The sequence below is a fragment of the Pelotomaculum isophthalicicum JI genome (genome assembly GCF_029478095.1).
Classification (GTDB): Bacteria; Bacillota; Desulfotomaculia; order Desulfotomaculales; family Pelotomaculaceae; genus Pelotomaculum_D; species Pelotomaculum_D isophthalicicum.
In genome coordinates this window covers 65069-87581 of record NZ_JAKOAV010000016.1, presented here as the reverse complement: position 1 = coordinate 87581, position 22513 = coordinate 65069, and the positions used below count along the sequence as shown (strand labels likewise).

Below are 22513 nucleotides of genomic sequence, written 5' to 3'. Positions count from 1 at the left end.
TTTAAGCAGGGTTAAAAAATAATAACATTACTCACTTTTTAAGAATAACAAAAAAGGCTTGAACTCCTTGCAAATACAGGGTTTTCAAGCCTTTTTATAGTTTGTAACTGTCAAAGATGAGATTATAGCAACTGTTTTCCCCTTGTCCATGGCTCTCTAAGTTTTATTTAAATAATTTCAACATTTAAATAGTATTGTCCGGCGCCAGGCTATTTAACCATAGTCTGTCCTTCAGATAATCAAAAAAAGAGTCACATCAATTGTGAACTCTAATAATTCTTGCGCCCAGAGAGTTGTACTTTACTTCTAACCGCTCATACCCTCGGTCGATGTGTTGCACTCTTTCCAAAACGGTCCCGCCTTCAGCGGCAAGGGCAGCCATAACCAGCGCCGCCCCCGCCCGCAGGTCGCTGGCTTCAATACAGGCCCCGCTTAGCTTATCAACTCCTTTAATAATCGCGGTCTGCCCTTCGACCTTAATATCAGCGCCCATCCTGCGGAGTTCCCCGACATGTTTGAAACGATTTTCAAAAATAGTTTCTGTAATCACACTGGTTCCTTCCGCTAAACTCAGAAGCGCCATCATTTGTGGCTGCATGTCGGTTGGGAAACCTGGATAAGGCATCGTTTTTATATCGACTGCTTTTATTCGCCCGTTTCCCACTACCCTGACACTATCATCTCCGACGCTTATATTGACTCCAGCCTCGCGCAGTTTCGCCAATAACGGATCTAAGTGTTCAGGAATTACGTTGGTTACAGTTACATCACCACCGGTTATAGCCGCTGAGACAATATACGTCCCGGCTTCAATGCGGTCAGGAATAATAGTGTAAGAAGTTGGTTTAAGGTCTTTTAAGCTGACACCTTCGATCTTAATCGTATCTGTTCCCGCGCCCTTTATCTTAGCGCCAATGCTGTTAAGGAAATTTTGCAGATCTACCAATTCCGGTTCTTTAGCGACGTTCCGGATGAATGTAACGCCTTCGGACAGCACCGCAGCCATCATCAAATTTTCTGTGGCGCCAACGCTAGGCAAGTCGAGATGAATGTCAGCGCCCACCAGCTTATCAGCCTCGGCCGTTATATAACCAAACTTTTCCTGAATTGTGGCGCCTAACAATTGTAAACCTTTTAAGTGGAGATTCATTGGCCGGCTACCGATTTGGCAGCCACCCGGGTATGATATTTTTACGCGTCCAAACCTGCTTAACAGCGCCCCCAACAGAAGATTTGAAGCGCGCATGCGACGCATCAAATCTTCGGAAATTTCAACAGGCTGAACATTCGTGCTGTCGACTTCAATAGTGTTTCTGTCCCAATTGACTTTAGCGCCAAGGTGAGTCAGCACATCTTTCATTACTGACACGTCAACCAGTCTGGGCACTTCGTGAATAACGCTCTTACCGGCGTTGAGTATACTCGCCGCCAATATCGGTAAGGTGGCATTCTTAGACCCGCTGGCGCGAATAGTACCCTTAAGGCGGTTTCCACCCAAGATCATGAATTTTTCCATTTTGTCACCTCCGCCTAATCATAACCGGTAAACTTTATCTCGGGTTGCAGATCCACGCCAAACCGGCTGTTTACAACTTCTCTGACGTGCTCTATTAAAGCCAGAACATCCTTGGCTGTGGCAGAACCCAGATTAATGATAAAATTCGCATGTAGTGTGGAGATCTGGGCGTTTCCCACCCGGACCCCTTTTAAACCCGTGGCTTCGATCAAACGTCCCGCGGAGTCACCCGGCGGGTTTTTAAAAACACTTCCGGCATTAGGATAACAAAGTGGTTGTGATGCTTTTCTTTTTTTCAGGTAATCAGCCATCTCTTCCCGGATGAGCTTCTTATCCCTGGGATAACAGGTAAAAGTAGCTTCTACAATAATTGCCGGTTCTGAATGTAATATGCTTCTCCTATAGCTAAAAGACATATCCTCCTTACTCTTACCGACAAAATTCCCATCAAAGTTTAATATCAACACATTCTTAACCAGCGCGCTCACGGCGGAGCCGTTGGCTCCCGCGTTCATTGCCACAGCCCCTCCGACGGTACCGGGTATTCCCGTTGAAAATTCAAATCCGCCCAGACCGGCATCCCTAGCCGTCGACGCGACTACCGCCAGTTTAGCCCCGGCTTCCACAGTAATTTCATTACCAACGGTAAATACCCTGGCCATGCCATTCCCTATCTTAACCACAATCCCCCTGATTCCATTATCGGAAACCAGAAGGTTTGAGCCAGCCCCGATAACTGTTAAAGGAATACCTTTATCTCTGGCAAAAGAAACAACAAGCTGGAGTTCCCGGCGGTTCCCCGGTTCCACAAAAATATCCGCGGGGCCGCCGATGCGCCAGCTGGTATGTTTTTTCATCGGTTCACCCGCCCGAACCCGGCCGGGTATAAGCGCAAGCAATCCATGATAAAGGGTTAAATCAGCCAATTTTCTGACTCTCCTTTAACCTGTTGACCAGTTCAACACCTGCGTTCCAAATATCACCCGCTCCCATGGTCAGGATCAAGTCACCGGGACGGACTGTTTCAACCAGATAATTTACTATCTCTTGTCTGGTAGGCAGATAAATTACCTCACGGTGCTCATTTTCCTCAATCGCAGACACTATATTTTTCGCGCTCACCCCGTTTATGGGCTGTTCTCCGGCACTATATATATCGCTTATTATAATTATATCCGCATCGCTGAATGCTGTTCCGAAGCGTTCGCCAAGAAGTGAAGTCCTCGTATAACGGTGTGGTTGAAAGACACCGACTACCCGGCCGATTTTCATTTGGCGCGCCGCATTTAACGTAGCCTTTATCTCAGATGGATGGTGCGCATAGTCATCGACAACTTTAATCCCTCTTACTTCGCCCATACACTGAAATCTACGCCCGGCTCCTTTAAATTTTTTTAACGCCGCCGCGATTCTATCAAAGGAAAGCCCAATAAACCGTCCGGCCACAACCGTCGCCAGGGCGTTGGAAAGGTTATGCCGTCCGGGCACACTTAACTCCAGGCAACCTAAAAAATCACCCCGATAATAAACGTCGCCGGCCGTAGTATTATTGTCAAGCCGGAGATTTCGCAAGGTATAATCCGCGTCATTTTGTTCAATGGCATAAGTCAGGTAAGGCCTGTCATATTCGTTTAACAATTCTCTTATTCTACTATTGTCCAGACAGGCTATCAACAGGCCGTCGTACGGTACCTTGGCCATAAATTTCCGAAAAGCGGCTACAATGTTTTCAACGTTTTTATAATAATCCAGGTGATCGTCCTCAATATTGGTAATAATTTCAATGAAAGGGTTCAACTTTAGAAATGATCCGTCACTTTCATCCGCTTCCGCTATTAGATATTCACCGTTGCCTAGTTTTGCGTTCCCACCGATATCAGTCAATTCACCTCCGATGATTATGGTGGGATCAAGATAATTCTTTTCAAAAACCAGGGAAATCATTGATGTAGTTGTGGTTTTTCCGTGTGCTCCGGCTATAGCTATACCCTTTTGCCTATCCATCAGCATTGCCAGCATCTCACCTCGGTGAATAACCGGCAGGCCTTTTTTCTTTGCCGCAACCAATTCCACATTTGTGGGGGGAATAGCCGTAGAAGCCACAACTATATCGGCATTTCCCAAGTTTTCCTCAGCATGCCCGGCATAACAGGTCACCCCAAGGGCTTCCAGCCTTTCGGTAACGGCTGTGGTTTTCAGGTCCGAACCTGTTACCTTATAACCTAGCCCCAACATAATCCCGGCAATACCGTTCATACCGGAGCCACCGATTCCGATAAAATGAACATGCTGTTTTTTCTGCACTAATCACATCTACCTTTCTAATATAATTATTAAAATAACCATTTTTGCACACAACTTTTATTTTTTGTTAAGTACTGTTTCAACTACAAATATCATAACAGAACTAAATCAAACAATTTCCGCCTAAAACATAGAATATACTATGCATATTTCAAGAAAGTGTTACATTATTCATATTTATACTTGTCCACTAGATATATAAAATAATAACTTAAACATACTACCATATTTTTATTACAAACAGTTTTAGTGTCAAAAGTTGGTTATTTATTTATTTCTTGCTTTGATTAACTCATCCACACATTCTATTATATCTTTGAGAGCATCTCTTTTGCCCAGCCTTTTACTGGCGGCACTCATGGCAGATAATTTGTCACGGTAATCAAGCAGTTCAGCTATTTTGCCACATAGTACCTCCCCATTGAGCTCGCGATCCAGAACTACAAGCGCCGCGTTTTCTTTCTCAAGGGCGCGGGCGTTAAATTCCTGGTGATTTTCCGCTGCATGGGGGTACGGGATAAGAATAGAAGGAATGCCCATAACCGTTAATTCAGCCAGTGTGGCCGCACCCGCCCGGCTAACTACCAAATTGGCCGCTCCCAACGCATCCTGCATATTGTAAGCGTAGGACATAATGGTAACGTTCCCAATTTTGTCCAAATTTATACCGGAAGCTGCGGCGTTGTCTATAAACTCTTGGTACCCTAATGTGCCGGTTACATGAATGATGCTCAAACGTGGATCATTTGCGAACTTTTTAATTACGGAAACCATTGCCTCATTAATAGCACGGGCGCCTCTGCTCCCCCCGAACGACAGCAAGAGGAATCGATCATGGCTTAAACCTAACTTCTCCAAAGCGGTCTTCCGTTCAGCCGTCAAGATTTCCGGCCGCACAGGCAATCCGGTAAGTCTGACTTTATTCGGGTTTGGGAAATACTTTATTGAATCGGCGAAAGTTACAGCCACGCACCCGGCAAAACGTGATAGGATCCTGTTGGTAATACCGGGAAACGCGTTTTGTTCATGGATCAAGGTAGGCACCCTGCGTAGAGCGGCTGCCAACACTACAGGACCGCAGACATAACCTCCCGTCCCAATCACCGCATCCGGCCGCCACTGCCGGATAATCCCGGCTGCCTGCCAAAACCCCCGTCCGGCTTGCCATAGTACCAGTAAGTTATGGAGAGACAATTTTCTTTCTAATCCGGATGCCACAATACCCCTGAAGGGAAGATTCTCTTTGCAAACAATATCCGCTTCCATTCCCTGTGTTGTCCCGACATAAAGCACTTCAGCGCCTGGATATTTTTCTTTTAAACCCCGGGATATGGCCAAGGCAGGGTATATATGTCCTCCAGTCCCCCCGCCGGACACTACAAAACGCAACTAGCTCACTCCTTACCGGGCGGCAGTAAATTGAGATATATTCAGCAATATCCCCACTCCAATCATAGTAAAAAGCAAAGAGGTGCCGCCAAAGCTAATAAAAGGTAAAGGAATACCCGTCACAGGCAAAGATCCGGTTACCACGCCAATATTTATTATTGACTGTATGCCTACCCACGCGGTAATACCGGTTGCCAACAAGCTGGCGAACGGGTCGGTCGATGTTATCGCTATCTTTAGCCCCCTCCAAATAAAAAGGGCAAAAAGCAATATTACCAGTGAAGCTCCGATAAAACCCAACTCTTCTCCGATGATGGCAAAAATAAAGTCAGTGTGGTTTTCAGGCAGATAAAGAAACTTTTGCTTACTTTGCCCCAGGCCCAGGCCGAAAAGGCCGCCGGAGCCAATGGCGTATAAACCCTGAATAATATGAAACCCGTCACCCTGGGGGTCGGCCCAAGGGTCCAGGAATGCCATTAAACGTTGCAGCCGGTAGGGTTTCATAGCAATAGCAAAACCCACAGCCGCCAAGCCGCTTACCGCAATACTCCCAAGATGGGTTAGCCTTGCGCCCGCGGCGAAAATCATCACTATTACTATTCCAGCCAAAGATACAGCCGTCCCCAGGTCAGGCTGAATTAAAATCAGGAGGGCCGCAGATGACATAACCAGCAGGTAAGGCAATACGCCTTTCGAAAAAGTCTTGACCTTATGTTTTTGCCTTGCCAAACCGTACGCAGTAAAAATAATTAAACAAAGCTTGACAAGTTCAGCGGGAGCGAAAGGCAGCGGTCCAACGTTAATCCAACGCCGCGCCCCGTTCACCTCCTTGCCGATACCCGGGATCAAAACCAAAATAAGCAGCACTAAAGCTATTGTCAGGATAGGTAAAACATAGCGTTTAAGCTGCCAATAATTGTACCTCATTGTTAAACGCATGGCAATCAAACCGAGCAGCGCCCATGCTAACTGACGTTTAAAATAGTAAAAGCTGTCATTATAGTTGACCAAGGTGCTATACTCGCTAGCGCTGAAAACCATGACAACGCCTATACTCAACAAACTAATCACCGTTAAGAAAAGAACAAAGTCAGGAGACTTCTTTTTTTGCTGCACGGTCCAGGCTAACCCCCTTCGATCAATTTTCTCTATAACTCTTAATATTTAAAACTATATCTCGAAATAACTCTCCACGCTCTTCAAAATTTTTAAACATATCCCAACTGGCGCATGCCGGGGATAATAAAACTATATTTCCCGGCCGGGCGGCTTGACTGGCCAGCATCACAGCCTCCTTGAAGTTGGCCGCAGCGAGGATGTTTTCAAATCTTCTCGCCCTGGCAGCTTCAGCAATTAATTCGGCGCTTTGTCCCAGCACCACCAGTACCCTGACTTTTTCCTTGATTTTTTCAGCAAGTTCGCTAAAATCGCTGCCTTTATTCTTACCGCCTGCAATCAAAACGATAGGCTCGTCATACGCTTCAAGCGCTTTTATCGAAGCGTCCGGGTTGGTCCCCTTAGAGTCGTTAATGTACCTTACCCCATTAATTTCCGCTACAAATTCCAAACGGTGAGCTACTCCCTTAAAATTTTTCAAGGTAGCAGCCAGCGACCGGTTGTTTATTCCCATTACCTTAGTGGCTGCAACTGCCGCAAGCGCGTTTTCCAAGTTATGTGCGCCGGGAATGCTCAAATCATCAATTCCGCAAATCACTTCAGCTTTTCCGCCCAATTTTACCACGATTTTTCCTTCAACGACGAAGACACCATTTTCCAATTCTTTGCGCCGGCTAAAATAAATTGTTTCTCCGCGTGATTTTGCCCCAAGCTCAGCAGTCAGGGGATCATCATAATTTAACACGATATAATCACCAGGTTCCTGGTTGGCATAAATCCTGGACTTGGCCGCTATGTAATTATCCATATTGCCGTGGCGGTCCAGGTGGTCCGGAGTGATATTCAAAATCACCCCCACTTTCGGTTTAAAAGAGCTGGCCGTTTCCAGCTGAAAACTTGATACTTCGGCCACAATCACATCGTTGGAACAGTATTTCTCCACTTCTGCAACTAATGGGAGGCCAATATTGCCGCCAACCAGGGTAGAGATACCGGCATCCTGAAAAATAGCGCCAATCAAAGCAGTAGTAGTAGTCTTACCATTCGTCCCGGTAATCGCCACAATTGGCGATTCGGTAAAATGGTAGGCAAGTTCCAATTCTCCGGTGACGGGGATTCCGTTATCCAGGGCAGCCCTGGCCGGCTCGACAGTAAGGGGTACCCCTGGGCTCATTACCACCAGATCGAAACTCCCCTTTTTAACATCAGGGTATCCGCCAAGAGAAAGCTCAACCCCTTCAGCAACCAATTCCGCCAACTGATCATCCGGATAAGCCGGATTGTTGGCATCTGCCAGAACAGCAACAGCGCCTTTTTTTACGATAAAGTGTGCGACTGCCAGCCCGCTTTTGCCGGCTCCGACAACCAGCACTTTTTTACTCTTAAGTTCCATCGGTCCCAGCCTCTCTAAAACTATATCGAAATGGAGTTAAATACTTTTCATTTACCCAAGTGGCAAAATCCAGCAAGGCCAATCATGCCAAAGATTATGGTAGCTGTCCAAAAGGTTAGCACCACCTTGTTCTCTCCCCAACCGCCCAGTTCAAAATGATGGTGTAACGGACTCATTCGAAAAATACGTTTACCCCTGGTTTGAAAGGATATCACCTGGATAATTACAGAAAGCGTTTCAATAATGAAGATCCCGCCGATTATTATTAAGAATAATTCACTTCTTGTTATTACCGCGGCGGCGCCCAGCCCTCCTCCCAAGGCCAGGGAACCGGTGTCACCCATAAATACTCTGGCCGGGTGGCGGTTGTAATAAAGAAAACCCAGACAGCCCCCCGCAAGTGCCGCCAGGCTTAGCGCGACCCCTGATTTGTCCACAATTAAAGCAATTACCATCATACCGAGCGCAACCAGCAAGCTTACACCGGCAGCCAGGCCGTCCAGCCCGTCGGTAAGATTAACAGCGTTGGCCATTCCGACAACGATAAGAACGGTAAACGCCAAGAACAACCACCAGCCCAAATCAAGGTCTACACCTCCCGGAATCACCAAATATGAAAAGGGAAGGGAAAGGCTGGTGCCCCTGTCCGATAAGTATACTACCCAATAAGCCAGTCCAGTTGCTAGAAGACACTGTCCGAAAAGTTTCTCCCGCGCTCTCAGGCCCAGCGACCTTTTTAGCACAACCTTAATATAATCGTCAAGAAACCCAATTAATCCGAACCCCAGGGTCACAACGAGCACAATAATACTATCCCTCGCCCCCTGAGCGATAAATAATACTCCCGCTGACGCGCCTGCCAAAAATATCACCCCACCCATGGTGGGTGTACCTGCTTTTTGCAGATGCCGGGCAGGTCCGTCCGCCCGAATGTTCTGGCCAAACTTTAGCTTTCGCAAAACGGGTATTACTAGGGGACCGAGCAGTAATGTAACAAAAAGCGAGGCAGCGAATGCCATCCACAACTCTTGCATGAATGCCTCCTACTATTATCACTTGCAAGTTCTGTTCGGAAAATTAACTAGACTCTCAACGATCTGCTCCATGTGCATGCCTCTGGAACCCTTGACCAGTACCACTTCTCCTTCCCGGAGAATAACGTTTAAAACTGTTATCGCTTCTCGATTATCGGCACAACGGTAAATTTTACCTGCCGGCATGCCGGATCTCAGAGCCCCGTCCGCTATTCCTGAAGCAAGATCACCAACCGCCACCAAACTGTCCACTCCCAAATCAGCCGCGATCGAACCAACTTCAAGGTGTCCTTCCACCGCCCGGGACCCCAGTTCCAGCATATCGCCGAGAACAGCTACCATACTTTTGCCACAAGAAACTTCTTTCAGCACCTGGAGCGCCGCTCCGGTTGAAACCGGACTGGCGTTATATGTATCATTAATAATTTTGATATCTCCCACCTCAATAATTGCCAGGCGCATATCTGATAAAGTTACTGTTTTCAGTCCTTCTGCTATTTCTTCGATAGAAAGACCTAATTCCCTTCCCACCGCAATCGCGGCAAGCGCATTCATCACATTATGCCGCCCCGGCGCCGGTAGAAAAAATTCCCCCTCATACCCGGCAATTTCCGCGGTAAACCGGTTCCCTCCACTTTCTGCTATAATATCTTTAGCCGTTATCTCACATTCTTGCTCAATGCCGAAAAAAACAACCTTCCCGCGGCAGCGCTTCGCTTCTCTTTGAATAAATGAACTTTCCGCATTCAACACGGCAAACCCGTCGGTTGGTATATTTTCCAATATTTCTCCCTTGGCTGCCGCAATGTTGCTAACCGTCCCCAGCAACTCCAAATGGGTCTCCCCGATGTTGGTAATTACCGCGCCATTAGGCTTGGCAATCCGACACAAAGCATCTATTTCACCAGGTCCTCGCATACCCATTTCTACTACCGCGACCTCACTGTTTTCATCCATATTCAAAAGCGTAAGCGGCAGACCAATCTCGTTGTTATAATTACCCATGGTTTTTATGGTATGTAAGCGTGTACCTAAAACAGACGCGATCATATCCTTTGTCGTGGTTTTTCCTGTGCTTCCTGTCACCCCGATCAAAGGTATCCCGCATCGTTCCCTGTTCGATGCGGCTAAAGCCTGCAGGGCGGCTAGCGTATCCAACACTTTAATTACCGTAATACCGGCGGTTACCTCGACATCACGGTCAATTACCAGACCTCCCGCGCCCGCTGCGATTGCCTGGTCCAGGAATTGGTGGGCATCGTACCTTGTACCCCGCAGCGCAAAAAAAAGGCTTCCTGGCTCTATTCTACGGCTATCGGTAGAAACCCGGTTGATTACAATCCCGGAATCGCCCTGGATAATTTCACCGTTGATTGCTTGAGCTATTTCCCCCAAGGTGGCTGATTTCATACTAACCCCCATAAATTATTAACAAATAATCCCGCAGTCAGCGGTCTCAAATTCGTTTTCTGAGCTCTAATCCATCTTATCTCCGCGTAATTCTTTAATGGCTAAAACCGCTTCCCGGCGGTCGTCAAACGGAAATTTTTCCGTGCCGATTATTTGGTAATCTTCGTGACCCTTACCGGCTATGATCACTACGTCATCCTTACGTGCCATGCTAATTGCCAGGCCAATCGCTTTGCGCCGGTCTTGTTCCACAAGATAATTCTCCTTTTGGACCAGCGGCAGGACCCCTTCAATAATGCCCTGAATAATTATTGCCGGATTTTCAGTGCGCGGGTTATCGGATGTAATAATTTGAAAATCACTGTATTTTGCGGCAATACTCCCCATCATCGGACGTTTTCCACGGTCACGGTCCCCTCCGCAACCATAAACTGTGATTAAGCGCCCTCGGGTCAACTGACGGGCTGTTTTAAGAATATTTTCAAGACCGTCCGGCGTGTGGGCATAATCAACAATCACTGTGAAATCCTGACCCGCATCGACCTGTTCAAAACGGCCAGGCACTCCCTGAACGTTCTCAAGAGCATCTTTAATTATTTCTTGTGGCACGCCAAGCGCCGCCGCTGCGGTAAAAGCGCCCAACGCATTATATACGTTAAACAGGCCGGTCAAATGAAGATTTAATTGACAACTGCCTAATTTCCCACCGATATTGAAACTGACACCCCGGGCGTTGACATTGATCTCTGTAGCATAAACATCAGCCGTATTTTTGACGCCGAAGGTGTAAATTAAACCACCGGCAGCTTGGGCAAAGCGCTCCGCCGCCGGATCATCGGCATTAATCACGGCGCATTTGATAATTCCCTTATCACCAGGCAAGTTCAGGCTCTTAAACAACTTCAATTTTGCTTCCAAATAATCTTCCATGCTCTGGTGAAAATCAAGGTGATCCTGGGTGAGGTTTGTAAAAACAGCCATATCAAACTCGCAGCCGTCTACCCGGTTTAGCGCCAGAGCATGAGAAGAAACTTCCATAACACAGGCGCCCACTCCCTCCACGATCATTTTTCCAAGCAATTCCTGCAAATCAGTCGATTCAGGGGTAGTATGACTAACAGGTATAATCCGGGCTCCAATTCTGTTATGAACAGTCCCGATCAACCCCACTTTTTCCCCGGATGAGCTCAGGATAGAAGAGATAAGGCTGGTGGTCGTCGTTTTGCCATTGGTGCCCGTTACACCGATCATCTTCAACTGTTTGGAAGGATCGCCAAAAAACCGCGCTGACAGTAATGCCAAAGCATGCCTGGTATCTTGAACAACAGCCCATGCGATATCCGGCGGCAATTCAAGCTCACGCTCCATTACCACCGCAACAGCGCCTCGCTTTATTGCCTGACCCACATAATCATGCCCGTCAGATTTAAATCCCTTTATGGAAACGAATAGAAAACCCGGGCGCACCTTGCGCGAGTCATAGGTTATTCCTTTAAGCCGGACATCATGATTGCCGCCGGCAGCCCGGATATCAACCGCTTCAAGCAGTTCTCTCAAAAGCAATTAAGAATCCTCCAAATAGGAATTGTAATGCTTAAGAATGGTCAGGCCCTACAATATTTCATAGTATTTCCATTATTGACATTTATTAAAGACTCAGTCATGCAAAGTTTGCACAAAGCTTTCACCAAATTCAACGTTAATTGTTGTCCCTCTGGGTACTTTTGAGCCGGGTGGCGACTGTTGACCGATAGCCAAACCTGTGCCTGCCGGGCTTAAGACAAGTCCCAGCTTTTCAAGCAGACTGCCTGCTTCTTTAATTGTCAGTCCTTTTAAATCAGGCATGGCAACCTCATTGGATGCGTCAATTTCCTGTAATTCAAGAATTACAGTGGAGCCATTCAAAACATCAACACCACCCTTGGGAACCTGATTGCTTACAAAACCACCCTGACCTCTTGTCTGAACTACGAATCCAGCGTTCTTCAGCACCTTTTGAGCGTCCTCCACCGGATAATTCACGACATTCGGAACTACGACCCTAGATTTAGGTTCTTGAAACATAAAAGGATCTCTAGGCTTTTCTATTTCAGTCCTTTCCGGAACTTTCAGGTAGTGCAGGCTATCCAATGCTACCGCTTTAAAGGCCGGCGCCGCGACCTGACTGCCGAAATAATTTGGGCCGTTGGGTTCGGCCACCATCACCAGAGCGGCAATTTGCGGGTCATCCGCCGGCGCAAAGCCCATAAACGAAGCAACATACTTACCGTCAACATAACCTCCGGGTCCTACTACCTGGGCGGTACCGGTTTTGCCCGCCGCGCCGTAACCGTCGACAAAAGCGTTTCTACCTGTTCCCTTCTGGACCACATTAGTTAGCAATCTCATTAAGGTTTGAGCGGTGTCTTTCGAAATGACCTGGCGAACCGGTTCAGCTTTAAATTCCTTCAGCACTTTTCCGTTAGGGTCGGTAATCGCCTTAACCAGCGTGGGTTTTAACAAAACTCCCCCATTAGCCACCGCGGAAGCGGCACAAGCCAGCTGGATTGGTGTAACTGCGATAGACTGGCCTATCGACATCGTGGCAATATTTAAGTCGGTGGCTTCATTCTCGGGAATTTGAATTCCTACTTCCTCTCCGGGCAAGCTGATGCCTGTCTTTTGATCGAGACCAAATTTGTTGATGTATTTATAAAATTTTTCTTTTCCCAATCTCAGACCAACAGTAATAAAACCTGGGTTGCATGAATTCTGGCAAACTTCTTCAAAGGTTTGCAAACCGTGCCCGCCATCGTACCAGCACCTGATTGTCCGGTCAGCGACTTTAATGAAGCCGGGGTCATTAAAAGTGTCGCTCGTTCTCACAGCGCCTTCCTCCAGGGCGGAGGCGGCTGTAATGATCTTAAAAGTTGAACCGGGTTCATAATTATACCAGATGGACGGGTTATGGTCCCACACAGACTGGGGATAACGCTGCCACTCGCCCGGATTGAATGTCGGCCGGTTGCCCATGGCAAGGATTTCCCCTGTTTTGGGATTCATTACGATCATAACAGCTAATTTCGGATGGTAGGACTCTGTGATCTTATCCAGTTCCCTTTCAACGAAAAACTGGATAGTCTGGTCAATTGTCAATACCAGGTTGTTGCCGGGCACTGATGGAATATACTTGTGCACCGCTTCAGGAATGCTTCTTCCCACGGCATCTTTCTCAATAACGATACGGCCGGGGACTCCTCTCAGTTCATTGTCATATACACTTTCACACCCAGTTAAACCTTGGTTGTCATCCCCGACAAATCCCAGCAAGTGAGCGGCCAAACTATCCTGGCGGTAAAAACGCCTGTTTTCTTCCACTAGTTCGACACCATCTATTTTGAGCGCCTTTAATTTTTGGGACGATTCGTAGTCAATTCGTCTCTTTAGCCAGACAAAGCCCACATTTTGAGTGAGCTTTTTATACACATCTTCCTTATCCATTCCAAGAGCACCGGCTATTTTATCCGCTGTTCCCCGTTTATCAACAATCTGGGGAGGAAACGCATATGCGGAATCCACGCTAATACTTGTCACCAGCTCATTGCCGTTCCGGTCAAGTATCGCCCCTCGCTTGGCCTCCACCGGTACATCCCGGGTTCGAATGTCCAGAGCTTCCGCTCTCAGCCTGTCCCCTTCAACAAGTTGAAGCCAGCCCAAACGCAAAACCAGAAACAAGAAAACAGCAACGGTTGTTAGAAACAGTATGGTTATTCTCTTTCGAATCAATATGTTTGTTGTTTGCATTTGCCCCCTCCCAAAACCGTAACCTTGACTCTAGCCAGTTTTTATTTTCAAACCGGTTAACTAGTTCATCAAAGGTTTTAATCAAGCGGTTTTTTTCTTTTTCACCCCAGGAAACGGCAAGCGGTTGGCTGTTCTGTTCTTTTGACTGGGTAGTCAATTCACGTGAAGTCGGGTCGGCAACGGTGACTACTAAATAATTATTAGCATCCGGTTTAACCATATTAAGCTTATGAACAGCCAGGTATTCAATATTATCCAGTTTTACCAGTTGTTGAATCTCCTCATCCAATCCGTGATTTTCCACGCGAAGGGCGGCCAGTTCTTTATTCAGGCGGTTTATTTGATAACCGAGGGTAAATAGCTGGGAACAGTAATAAGTAATAAATACACCCACTAAAAAAATCGCAAGAACGAAGCCGGTAAGCGCGAGTTTTTCACTTTTGAAAACCGCACTGCGCCTGCGTGTTTTTCTCGATTGAAACGATTCATCAAAAAAACCATAGCTGCCTGTCTTCTCCCGAGCTACAATCAATCTTATTCACGCCCCCTGAAGAATAGAACAACTGAACATATGCCGAGGTAGATTATTCCATAGTAGTCAGTATTCAGTAGCCAGACGCCCATGAAGCTTCGCTTCACCATTAGATAGATGCAAGTGACAATGATTTATCACTACTAATTTAATATTTTTTCCGCTATCCTGAGCCTGGCGCTTCTGGACCTGGGATTGCATTCTAATTCGGCAGGTCCGGGCACCATCGGCTTCGTCGTAATAATATTTAGAACCTTTTTTTTGCCGCAAACGCATACCGGGAATTCTTTCGGACAAGAGCAAGGCGCGGCAAGTTCTCGAAATAGGTCTTTAATAATACGATCCTCTAATGAGTGAAAAGAAATAACACAAATCCTTCCCCCGTTACCGAGAACCTGGACAGCAGAACGTACAGCTCCGGCTAAAACCTCAAGTTCGCCGTTAACCGCTATGCGCAATGCCTGAAAAGTCCGTTTGGCCGGGTGTGGCCCACTACGCCTGGCTCGGGCTGGAATTGCTTTCTTGATTATTTCAACCAGTTGGCCGGTAGTCTCAATTGCCTGGTGACTTCTTTCCGCATGGATAAATTCGGCTATCCTGGATGCCCAGCGTTCCTCACCATATTCTTTGATGATCCGGGCCAACTCTTTTACTGTCAATTTATTAACAAGTTCCCTGGCAGTTATTTCTTGCTCAGGATTCATCCTCATGTCCAATGGAGCGTTATTCAGGTAGCTGAAACCCCGGGCCGGGTCGTCGAACTGATGTGACGAAGCGCCGAGATCGAACAACACTCCATCGACAGATTCAATTTTTAACTGCTTTAGTTTAACCGCCAAATCTTTGAAGTTAGCCCGCACCAACTCCACCTTGCCCCGGTACGGCGCCAATTTTTCACTGGCATAAGCTATGGCCTCCGGGTCCTGATCAAACGCTATCAACCGCCCGTGGGGACCGATCTGTTTTAATATGGCTTCACTATGCCCCGCGCCGCCAAGTGTGCAGTCAACGTAAACACCATTTCGTTTGATGTTAAGTCCAGTGACAGCCTCAATCAACATCACCGGAACATGAACAAAATTCATGAAACTACTCCACTGTCCTTATATTACCATATTTTTCGACTTCAGGATATTAAATTGTTGAATTTTGTCGTTTTTACAACTCCAAATCAATATCAATAATTTTTTCAGCTATATCTTCATAAGAAGAAGCCGCCTTCGTTTTGTAATTTTCCCATTCAATAGCAGACCAGATTTCCACCCGGGTCGAAACACCAATTACAACAGCTTCTTTTTCCAGCTTGGAGTATTCGCGCAAGTTGCCCGGGATTAATATTCTTCCCTGTTTATCAACTTCACACTCTGTCGCTCCCGAGAAAAAAAACCGAACAAAGGCCCGGGCATCTCTCCTGGTAAAGGGGAGTGATTTCAGCTTTTGCTCTAAGACCTGCCATTCCTGACAGGGATAAGCGAAAAGGCATCCATCCAGACCTTTTGTCAAGACAAAAAGATCTCCCAGGCCTTCTCGGAGACGGGCCGGTATAAAAAGCCTTCCTTTGGCATCAACAATGTGCTGGTATTCTCCCATAAACATGACAGGCAACCTCATTAGCCAAAAGCGATCCACTTACCACCACTTTCCACCACAATTAATTCTATATTAATGATAAAATTCCTTTTTTTAAAAATAAAATTATGAAAATAAAAAACCCGATGAATATTTTACTCATCAGGTGCTACAATCGTAATTATTGTTTTGTAATTATATCTTTTTTGAAATTCTTGTCCGTTGATCAAACAAGGTTATTTCCTCATAACCGACTTCTTTTATTAAAGCTATCGCTTGTGCGAATCCCGCGCCGACCTGTTCCGGGTGGTGCGCGTCGGAACCAAGGGTAACAGGCAGTCCGTGCCGGAATGCAATTTTTAAAAAGTCCCGGGAAGGGTAGATCTCTCGCACCGGATACCTAAGCCCTGCAGTATTGACCTCGACACACACCCCCGCCTTTTTAAAAACCAACGCGGTATCTTCATAAAGAGGGGTTAACCTTTTTGAAGGGGAATAATTAAACTTTTTTATCAAGTCGGGGTGAGCCATGATATCGAAAAAGCCGCTTAGAGCCGCCTGCTGGACTAGGTTAAAGTACTTTTCATATAGCTCCCAAATGTCCCACTCGCTGTATTTATCTACTTCTTCCTGATTATCGAAGCTCCAGCCATCAATAAAATGAACCGATCCGATCACATAATCGAAGGGTTGGGAATTCAGCAATTCTTCCAGCTTACTTTCATGACCGGGGACATAATCGGCTTCCACCCCCAGTTTAATCCGCACCGGCCAACTCTCTTCCTGCAACCGCCTGACAGCTCTTATATAGGTTGGGATATCATCCAATAACATGGCATAGCCGGGAATTGCTTTTTTAGGGGGTAAAAAATATAACGGTAGGTGGTCTGAAAAACCGACCTCAGCCAAACCCTGTCTTTGGGCCGCAGCGAGGTATTCTTCAATCTCACCAGTGGCATGGCCGCACATTTTGGTATGTAAATGATAATCTACCGGCATTGTTTAATTCCTTCCCTTACTTGAGAGATAACTGCTTTTAAAATGTTTAAGCATATAAAAAAATATACCACAACTTGTGTGGCATGGCTCAGACACATTTTCTGCAAATACCAAAAATTTTCAACTGATGGTTGGTTATGTTAAAATCATACTGCTTGCTAACCCTATTTTCCAACTCCTCCAGCAAATCCTCATTCACTTCAGTAATTGCGCCGCACTTGGTGCATATGAGATGATGGTGGTGGTGATTCATCCCTTCAACTCCGCCGAACTCGTAACGTTTACGCCCGTCCCCAAAATCCATGCTATTAATAATATCAAATTCCTGAAATAGTTCCAATGTACGGTATACCGTGGCAATTCCCACATCCGGCGCTTTTTGTTTAACCAGGTTATATATTTCCTCTGCACAAAGGTGTTTTCCTTTGTTCTCCAAAAGAACCTTTAATATATGCTCCCGTCGTGATGTGAATTTACATTCTTTCTCCCTCAACTTCTCGCTAATATCGGAAATAACCTTATTATTCATAAAAACACCACCAGCAATGCTTTTTTGTAGTATAAGCAATCTTCATGCACCTGTAAACGAAAGAACACTTGTAAATAATCTACAGACTTATTTCCAGTAATACTTACGTCTATCAAGATTGACATAACCACGGCGCCGGTATTTGTACCGAAACCGGTTTACAGATCGCCATAATAATATAAATAGTACCAGTGAAACCCACTGCCACCAGTGAACGGACCACTTTCTTCGCACATCCTGCTGACTCACCAGATCTACACGCCCGATTTCACGCTCACCGGAGAAGAAAACCAGTTCACCTAGTTTTTGGCCGGCAACCACAGGCGCAGACACTTGTTCTTTTAATCTTACCTCTTGTCTGACTTCTACTGGTTTATCCTTCGGAAAATCATAAGTAAAGGACTGGCTGGCTACAACCGGCACCGAGGTTGATACTCCATACTTAACGCTCGTATCCGTGACGTATTTAGCCGCATCAATAACGGAAGCTGATTTAAATTCAACAAAGCCATAGTCTAAAAGAGCTCTGTCATCATCCCAAATACTGGTTCCGACACTACCCAATACCACGGCTATTAACTCCCGGTTCTGCCTGTTGGCAGCCGCTACTAAACATTGTCCCGCTGCGTCCGTGTAACCGGTCTTAATACCGATAGTACCTTCATACTGCCACAACATTTTGTTGTGATTTAAAAGATAAGTCTGTGCCTCAGGATTTTCGCGCCGGATATTTTTAGTTTCTGTAGCGACAATTTTTCGAAATTCAGGATTCTTCATGGCATAACGGGCGATAACAGCCAGATCATACGCGCTACTGTAATGATTGGGGTCAGGTAACCCGTTGGGGTTATTGAAATGGCTGTCAACGGCGCCAATTTCCGCCGCTTTTTTATTCGTCAGGTCGACAAATCCACTAACTGACCCCCCGACATGTTCAGCAATGGCTACCGCCGTATCGTTCCCCGAATTCAACATCAACGCATAGAGCAAGTCTTCCATGGAAATTCTTTCGCCCTCTTGCAAACCAACGGCTGAACCTTCTACATTACACGCATTACTTGATATTCTAACCTGATCGTTCAGATTGCTGTTTTCCAAAGCAATTATAGCAGTTAGAATTTTGGTGGTGCTAGCCGGGTACATGTGCTGGTGCGAATTTTTCTCATAAAGCACCTGGCCGTTATTACTGTCAATAACTATTGCCGCACCCCCCACAACTACAGGACTGGTGGCAGCAAGCGATGTATCCGAAACAATAAAAATAAACAATATCGCCAAAAAGATCCACTGGCCAGTTTTTTTATGCATTATGTTCACCTAAGAATAATCTATCAGATCTGTTTATATCCAAACAATTATTTATCTTGCTTCTGATATTAACATAACTAATACTATATTATAGCATACAGCCAGCGCCTATCCCAGAGTGATAACAAAAAATAGCAACAAGATACTCCGTCATTCGCAAAACCTTGGACAGTTTAAACTAACCAGATTTCCAATAGACGCGTAGCTAACCCGCCAGCAATAAATGCCGTGGCAAAAACAGCAGCCCATATCAATAACCCCTCGCGCCAGCCGCGTTCTTTGAAAATCACCATTGTTGAAGCGATACAAGGTACGGTTAATGAAAGTGTAAGCATTACAACAAACTTCTGCAGAGGCAACATTTGTAGATTCAAGACGGCTGCCGCTCCAAATTCTTTCCTAATAAAACCCATGATAAAGATATCGGCCACTTCCTCCGGCAGGTGTAACCAGCTTACGGTTACAGGCGCCAGTAGATATCGCAATTGATGCAAAACACCGTAAACATCCAGAATCCCTAATAATAGTGTTCCCCCGGCAAATATGGGAAAAGCTTCTTTAATAAACTGGTATGATCTGCCCCAAGTTTTTTTCCAGACGTTTTTAGCCCCGGGCAAACGTAATGGCGGTAATTCAATCAATAAGGGAAATGGCCTGCCAGGTAAAAAACGCCCCAGCAACGTGCCGGCGCCGACTATCATAAACAGCATAAACAGCATGTATAAAAGCATATAAGACACGCCCGAACCGGCAAGCACAGCTGTAATTATAGCCATCTGCGCCGAGCAGGGAACCCCGAGCGCCAACAGGAATATTGCTATTCTACGCTCACGGTCGGACCCAAGGATTCTAGTGGTTATACAAGCCATAGTAACGCAACCGAATCCTAGCAGCAGAGGGATCACTGCCTGTCCATTCAAGCCGATTCCAGTCAATGTGCGGTCCAACAAAGTGGCGATGCGGGGCATGTAACCCGAGTCTTCCAAAATAGAAAGAACAAAAAAGATTCCCAGCACTAACGGAAACAACAGGCCAATCAAGTAGGTGACAGTTAAAGTCAGCAACCCGTATTGTCCGGCGAGAATCGAATATATGACACCTTCCGGTGATATGACTCCACTAAGTAGCGACCTGACCGCCGGCTCATAATACCCGCTCATAAAACCCCCGGTGAGATCGACTACAAATTGAGCCAGGAAAACTCCCACCAGTTCGTAAACAGCCCACAAAGTCAAGGCTAACAGCGGAAAACCCGTTACAGGAAGAAGCATCCAGTTCCCTAACCTGGCGGCAATGCTTGCATCTTTGTTAATCTCTCTGACAACTTGCGCCACAATCCGGTTCACGTTTTCCCGCCGGGCACGGTAAATAGCTTCCCGTTCGGTTCCGGGTTGTACTCCGTAACACTCGCTGAGTTTAGCGTCTCCTTCAATAACAAGCAGCGCTTCTCTCCTATTCATCTTAGAAAGAAGCATTTTCATTTTTTCCATCAGGGCAAGATTAACGTGTCCTGTCCGGGCAGAGTAAATTTTATCCTTCAACTCTTCAATACCGGCGCCAGATACGGCGGCGATAGGTACAACAGGAACTCCCAATAATTTTTCAAGTAAATTTATATTTATTTCAAGACCTACCTGCATAGCCTCATCCGTCATATTCAAAGCTACGACTATGGGGATGCCCATATCAATAATCTGCAGGGTAAAGAATAAATCCCGGTCAAGATGGAGCGAGTTAACGACGTTTACCACGACATCCGCCGCCAGGATAATATCCCGGGTTATCTTCTCCTCGTCATTCATGGAAGACAGGCCATAAACACCCGGCGCCTCAATTATCACATCGCCGTTATAACGGCCGCAGGTCATGTCGAGAGTGGTCCCCGGGTAATTTGAAACATCGACATATAAGCCGGTGAGTATATTAAAGAGGGCTGACTTGCCAACATTCGGGTTGCCGGCCAGGACTATCTTTTTCCCTGCCGCCGGGTTGCCGGCTTTTATCCCGCTGTTATCCAATACCTCCTCCCCCCTACTTCTAGCATGGCTCAACCCAAATATAACTGGCCAAACTCCTGCCGATAGCTATTTCTTGTTTATTTTTAGATACTACCACCGGACCTGCCGGCACTACCTCAAGGCAGGTTACAACTTCTCCCTCAGATATCCCAAAACGAATGGCCTTAATGCGGGTTACTTCGTCGGGAATATTGGTTATCTTAACCAACTGACCTTTTTTTGCATTATCAAGGGTCAACAGCATCCCCTCCAATAATGATAATCATTATCGTTATTATGATAATTAAAACCATTCTCAATTAGATTATACATATAAACTCTTAAACTATCAATAACCTTTTTCACGAATTCCGGCGCAAGTATTATCCAGCGAAGTGGACGGTCTTACCTCCGGTGTTATTAAAACTTCTCACTTACTGTTTGCCAAAAACTAGAGTCCTCAAAACCCAGTCGCCAAACAGCGATACCAGCGATATTGTAGCAGTTTGCCAGATCCAATTTCAATCTCAAGCTATATTTATTTTCAAACCATACCTCATGCTTGTATCCCTTTTCATCATAATATGTAAAAAAAGGCGAGGAAAATTTGTCGTTCCATTTGGCGCCCCCATATTTATCAGCCAGTGAGTTCACTCCGTTCCAGAAGATCACATGACCTTTCCCGGCAGACCAGTCGTATCCGTAAGCGGCGATCCCCATGAGTGTTTTCTCCTTTGGGATGGTTTCAAGGGCGTAGTCCAACACTTGTTGAACCCATGGCAGGGAAGCGACAGGGCCGGGTTCACCGCCGGACCAGTGTTCGTCGTAGGTCATCAAAATAACCAAGTCGGCAATTTCACCAATGGCACTGTATTCATAAGCCCCACTCCAATCGCTTTTCGGATTGTCCCGTGTTTCCGCCGGGATAGATACTGTTAACAGATATCCATGGGGACTGAACAATTCTTTCAATTCTGTCAGGAGTTTGATATAGTTCTCTCTATCACCAGGGGGAACCCCTTCCAGGTCAATGTTAACGCCATCAAAACCATTTTGTCTGATAGTGTATAGAAGATTTTCTTCTAGATTATTTCTGTTTTCCTCCAACAACACTTTATGCGCGGCATCTTTATCAATATAATTATTGAAATTGTGAACCAATAACAATGCTTTAACATTTTCCCTTTTCGCCAAGTCAACTACGTGGTTTGTTGATTGATTTATCAGATTACCGGTTCCATCTACGCGACAGTTAAAAACAGCAATAGTATCTATATCAGCATGACTACATGCCAAGGAATCGTATGCGAGCATATCTCCAGGGTAATCCTGAGCATAAAAGCCGACAACCTTCCTGTTAAGCTTGCCGTCCTGATTAGAGTAAGCAAAGTTGCCCGCGCTACTCCCGATGCCCAGTCTGAAATCCGCGGCAACGGCAGTGCGACTCAATTGATTAAAAGTACACGTAGTAAAAATAAATAAAAACAAAATAGCGTATAAAACAACTATACAACTTTTATTTGCTTCATTTTTCATTATATTATTACCACTTATTATTAATTGATTATATGTAAACACAATCATTATATTTGACGCTTTTGAACTGTAATTGTTCCTAATCTGCCAATAGTGTA

At 45.9% G+C, this 22513-nt stretch carries 19 protein-coding genes; all 19 read right to left on the bottom strand.

The annotated features are described in order from the left end of the window. Positions 1-256: 256 nt before the first annotated feature. On the bottom strand, positions 257-1516 hold the full coding sequence (murA, locus tag L7E55_RS09815; RefSeq protein ID WP_277443984.1) for a UDP-N-acetylglucosamine 1-carboxyvinyltransferase: 1260 nt from the start codon (positions 1514-1516) through the stop codon (positions 257-259). 14 nt (positions 1517-1530) lie between these two features. Then, positions 1531-2442 (bottom strand): UDP-N-acetylmuramate dehydrogenase, encoded by a 912-nt coding sequence (gene murB / locus L7E55_RS09810; RefSeq protein ID WP_277443983.1) that lies wholly within the window; start codon positions 2440-2442, stop codon positions 1531-1533. Then, complete coding sequence (gene murC, locus L7E55_RS09805) at positions 2435-3820, bottom strand: UDP-N-acetylmuramate--L-alanine ligase (RefSeq protein WP_277443982.1); 1386 nt, start codon at positions 3818-3820, stop codon at positions 2435-2437. The genes murB and murC overlap by 8 nt, the downstream gene beginning before the upstream one ends. Positions 3821-4087: 267 nt before the next feature. Then, a complete protein-coding gene (gene murG / locus L7E55_RS09800) occupies positions 4088-5209 on the bottom strand; it encodes an undecaprenyldiphospho-muramoylpentapeptide beta-N-acetylglucosaminyltransferase (RefSeq protein ID WP_277443981.1) in 1122 nt (373 codons plus the stop codon). A gap of 12 nt (positions 5210-5221) precedes the next feature. Further along, entirely contained in the window at positions 5222-6325 is a 1104-nt protein-coding gene (gene spoVE / locus L7E55_RS09795) for a stage V sporulation protein E (RefSeq protein ID WP_277443980.1), read from the bottom strand. Positions 6326-6347: 22 nt separating this feature from the next. Then, the gene (gene murD, locus L7E55_RS09790) at positions 6348-7718 is read right to left on the bottom strand and encodes a UDP-N-acetylmuramoyl-L-alanine--D-glutamate ligase (protein ID WP_277443979.1); all 1371 of its coding nucleotides are present in this window, start codon (positions 7716-7718) and stop codon (positions 6348-6350) included. A gap of 47 nt (positions 7719-7765) precedes the next feature. Beyond that, positions 7766-8752, bottom strand: coding sequence for a phospho-N-acetylmuramoyl-pentapeptide-transferase (gene mraY, locus L7E55_RS09785; protein ID WP_277443978.1), 987 nt, complete (start codon positions 8750-8752; stop codon positions 7766-7768). 18 nt (positions 8753-8770) lie between these two features. Continuing rightward, positions 8771-10162 carry a UDP-N-acetylmuramoyl-tripeptide--D-alanyl-D-alanine ligase gene (locus tag L7E55_RS09780; protein WP_277443977.1) on the bottom strand — a complete coding sequence of 464 codons (1392 nt, stop codon included), beginning with the start codon at positions 10160-10162 and terminating at the stop codon, positions 8771-8773. Positions 10163-10228: 66 nt separating this feature from the next. Then, positions 10229-11725 (bottom strand): UDP-N-acetylmuramoyl-L-alanyl-D-glutamate--2,6-diaminopimelate ligase, encoded by a 1497-nt coding sequence (locus L7E55_RS09775; RefSeq protein ID WP_277443976.1) that lies wholly within the window; start codon positions 11723-11725, stop codon positions 10229-10231. Positions 11726-11818: 93 nt separating this feature from the next. Continuing rightward, on the bottom strand, positions 11819-13945 hold the full coding sequence (locus L7E55_RS09770; RefSeq protein ID WP_277443975.1) for a stage V sporulation protein D: 2127 nt from the start codon (positions 13943-13945) through the stop codon (positions 11819-11821). Further along, complete coding sequence (locus L7E55_RS09765; RefSeq protein WP_277443974.1) at positions 13836-14477, bottom strand: septum formation initiator family protein; 642 nt, start codon at positions 14475-14477, stop codon at positions 13836-13838. Before L7E55_RS09765 ends, L7E55_RS09770 begins: the two co-directional genes overlap by 110 nt. Before the next feature lie 143 nt (positions 14478-14620). Further along, complete coding sequence (gene rsmH / locus L7E55_RS09760) at positions 14621-15562, bottom strand: 16S rRNA (cytosine(1402)-N(4))-methyltransferase RsmH (protein WP_277443973.1); 942 nt, start codon at positions 15560-15562, stop codon at positions 14621-14623. Positions 15563-15635: 73 nt separating this feature from the next. Beyond that, positions 15636-16073 (bottom strand): division/cell wall cluster transcriptional repressor MraZ, encoded by a 438-nt coding sequence (gene mraZ / locus L7E55_RS09755; protein ID WP_277443972.1) that lies wholly within the window; start codon positions 16071-16073, stop codon positions 15636-15638. A gap of 168 nt (positions 16074-16241) precedes the next feature. Further along, positions 16242-17045 (bottom strand): histidinol-phosphatase HisJ family protein, encoded by an 804-nt coding sequence (locus L7E55_RS09750; RefSeq protein WP_277443971.1) that lies wholly within the window; start codon positions 17043-17045, stop codon positions 16242-16244. A gap of 88 nt (positions 17046-17133) precedes the next feature. Further along, positions 17134-17574: a Fur family transcriptional regulator gene (locus tag L7E55_RS09745; protein ID WP_277443970.1), complete on the bottom strand. Its 441-nt coding sequence runs from the start codon at positions 17572-17574 to the stop codon at positions 17134-17136. A gap of 87 nt (positions 17575-17661) precedes the next feature. Then, a complete protein-coding gene (locus tag L7E55_RS09740) occupies positions 17662-18882 on the bottom strand; it encodes a D-alanyl-D-alanine carboxypeptidase family protein (protein WP_277443969.1) in 1221 nt (406 codons plus the stop codon). Between the two features lie 173 nt (positions 18883-19055). After that, entirely contained in the window at positions 19056-20900 is a 1845-nt protein-coding gene (gene feoB, locus L7E55_RS09735; protein ID WP_277443968.1) for a ferrous iron transport protein B, read from the bottom strand. Between the two features lie 19 nt (positions 20901-20919). Beyond that, entirely contained in the window at positions 20920-21138 is a 219-nt protein-coding gene (locus tag L7E55_RS09730) for a FeoA family protein (protein ID WP_277443967.1), read from the bottom strand. Positions 21139-21299: 161 nt separating this feature from the next. Beyond that, positions 21300-22415, bottom strand: a complete 1116-nt coding sequence (locus L7E55_RS09725) for a glycosyl hydrolase family 18 protein (protein ID WP_277443966.1) — start codon at positions 22413-22415, stop codon at positions 21300-21302. Positions 22416-22513: the final 98 nt, after the last annotated feature.

Excerpts from the sequence above, each read along its gene's own strand:
- murD (WP_277443979.1), bottom strand. The coding sequence starts at position 7,718 with ATGGAACTTAAGAGTAAAAAAGTGCTGGTTGTCGGAGCCGGCAAAAGC.
- L7E55_RS09750 (WP_277443971.1), bottom strand. The coding sequence starts at position 17,045 with ATGCCGGTAGATTATCATTTACATACCAAAATGTGCGGCCATGCCACT.
- L7E55_RS09770 (WP_277443975.1), bottom strand. The coding sequence starts at position 13,945 with ATGCAAACAACAAACATATTGATTCGAAAGAGAATAACCATACTGTTT.
- L7E55_RS09745 (WP_277443970.1), bottom strand. The coding sequence starts at position 17,574 with ATGAATAATAAGGTTATTTCCGATATTAGCGAGAAGTTGAGGGAGAAA.
- mraY (WP_277443978.1), bottom strand. The coding sequence starts at position 8,752 with ATGCAAGAGTTGTGGATGGCATTCGCTGCCTCGCTTTTTGTTACATTA.
- L7E55_RS09780 (WP_277443977.1), bottom strand. The coding sequence starts at position 10,162 with ATGAAATCAGCCACCTTGGGGGAAATAGCTCAAGCAATCAACGGTGAA.
- rsmH (WP_277443973.1), bottom strand. The coding sequence starts at position 15,562 with ATGAATTTTGTTCATGTTCCGGTGATGTTGATTGAGGCTGTCACTGGA.
- murA (WP_277443984.1), bottom strand. The coding sequence starts at position 1,516 with ATGGAAAAATTCATGATCTTGGGTGGAAACCGCCTTAAGGGTACTATT.
- L7E55_RS09740 (WP_277443969.1), bottom strand. The coding sequence starts at position 18,882 with ATGCATAAAAAAACTGGCCAGTGGATCTTTTTGGCGATATTGTTTATT.
- L7E55_RS09725 (WP_277443966.1), bottom strand. The coding sequence starts at position 22,415 with ATGAAAAATGAAGCAAATAAAAGTTGTATAGTTGTTTTATACGCTATT.
- mraZ (WP_277443972.1), bottom strand. The coding sequence starts at position 16,073 with ATGTTTATGGGAGAATACCAGCACATTGTTGATGCCAAAGGAAGGCTT.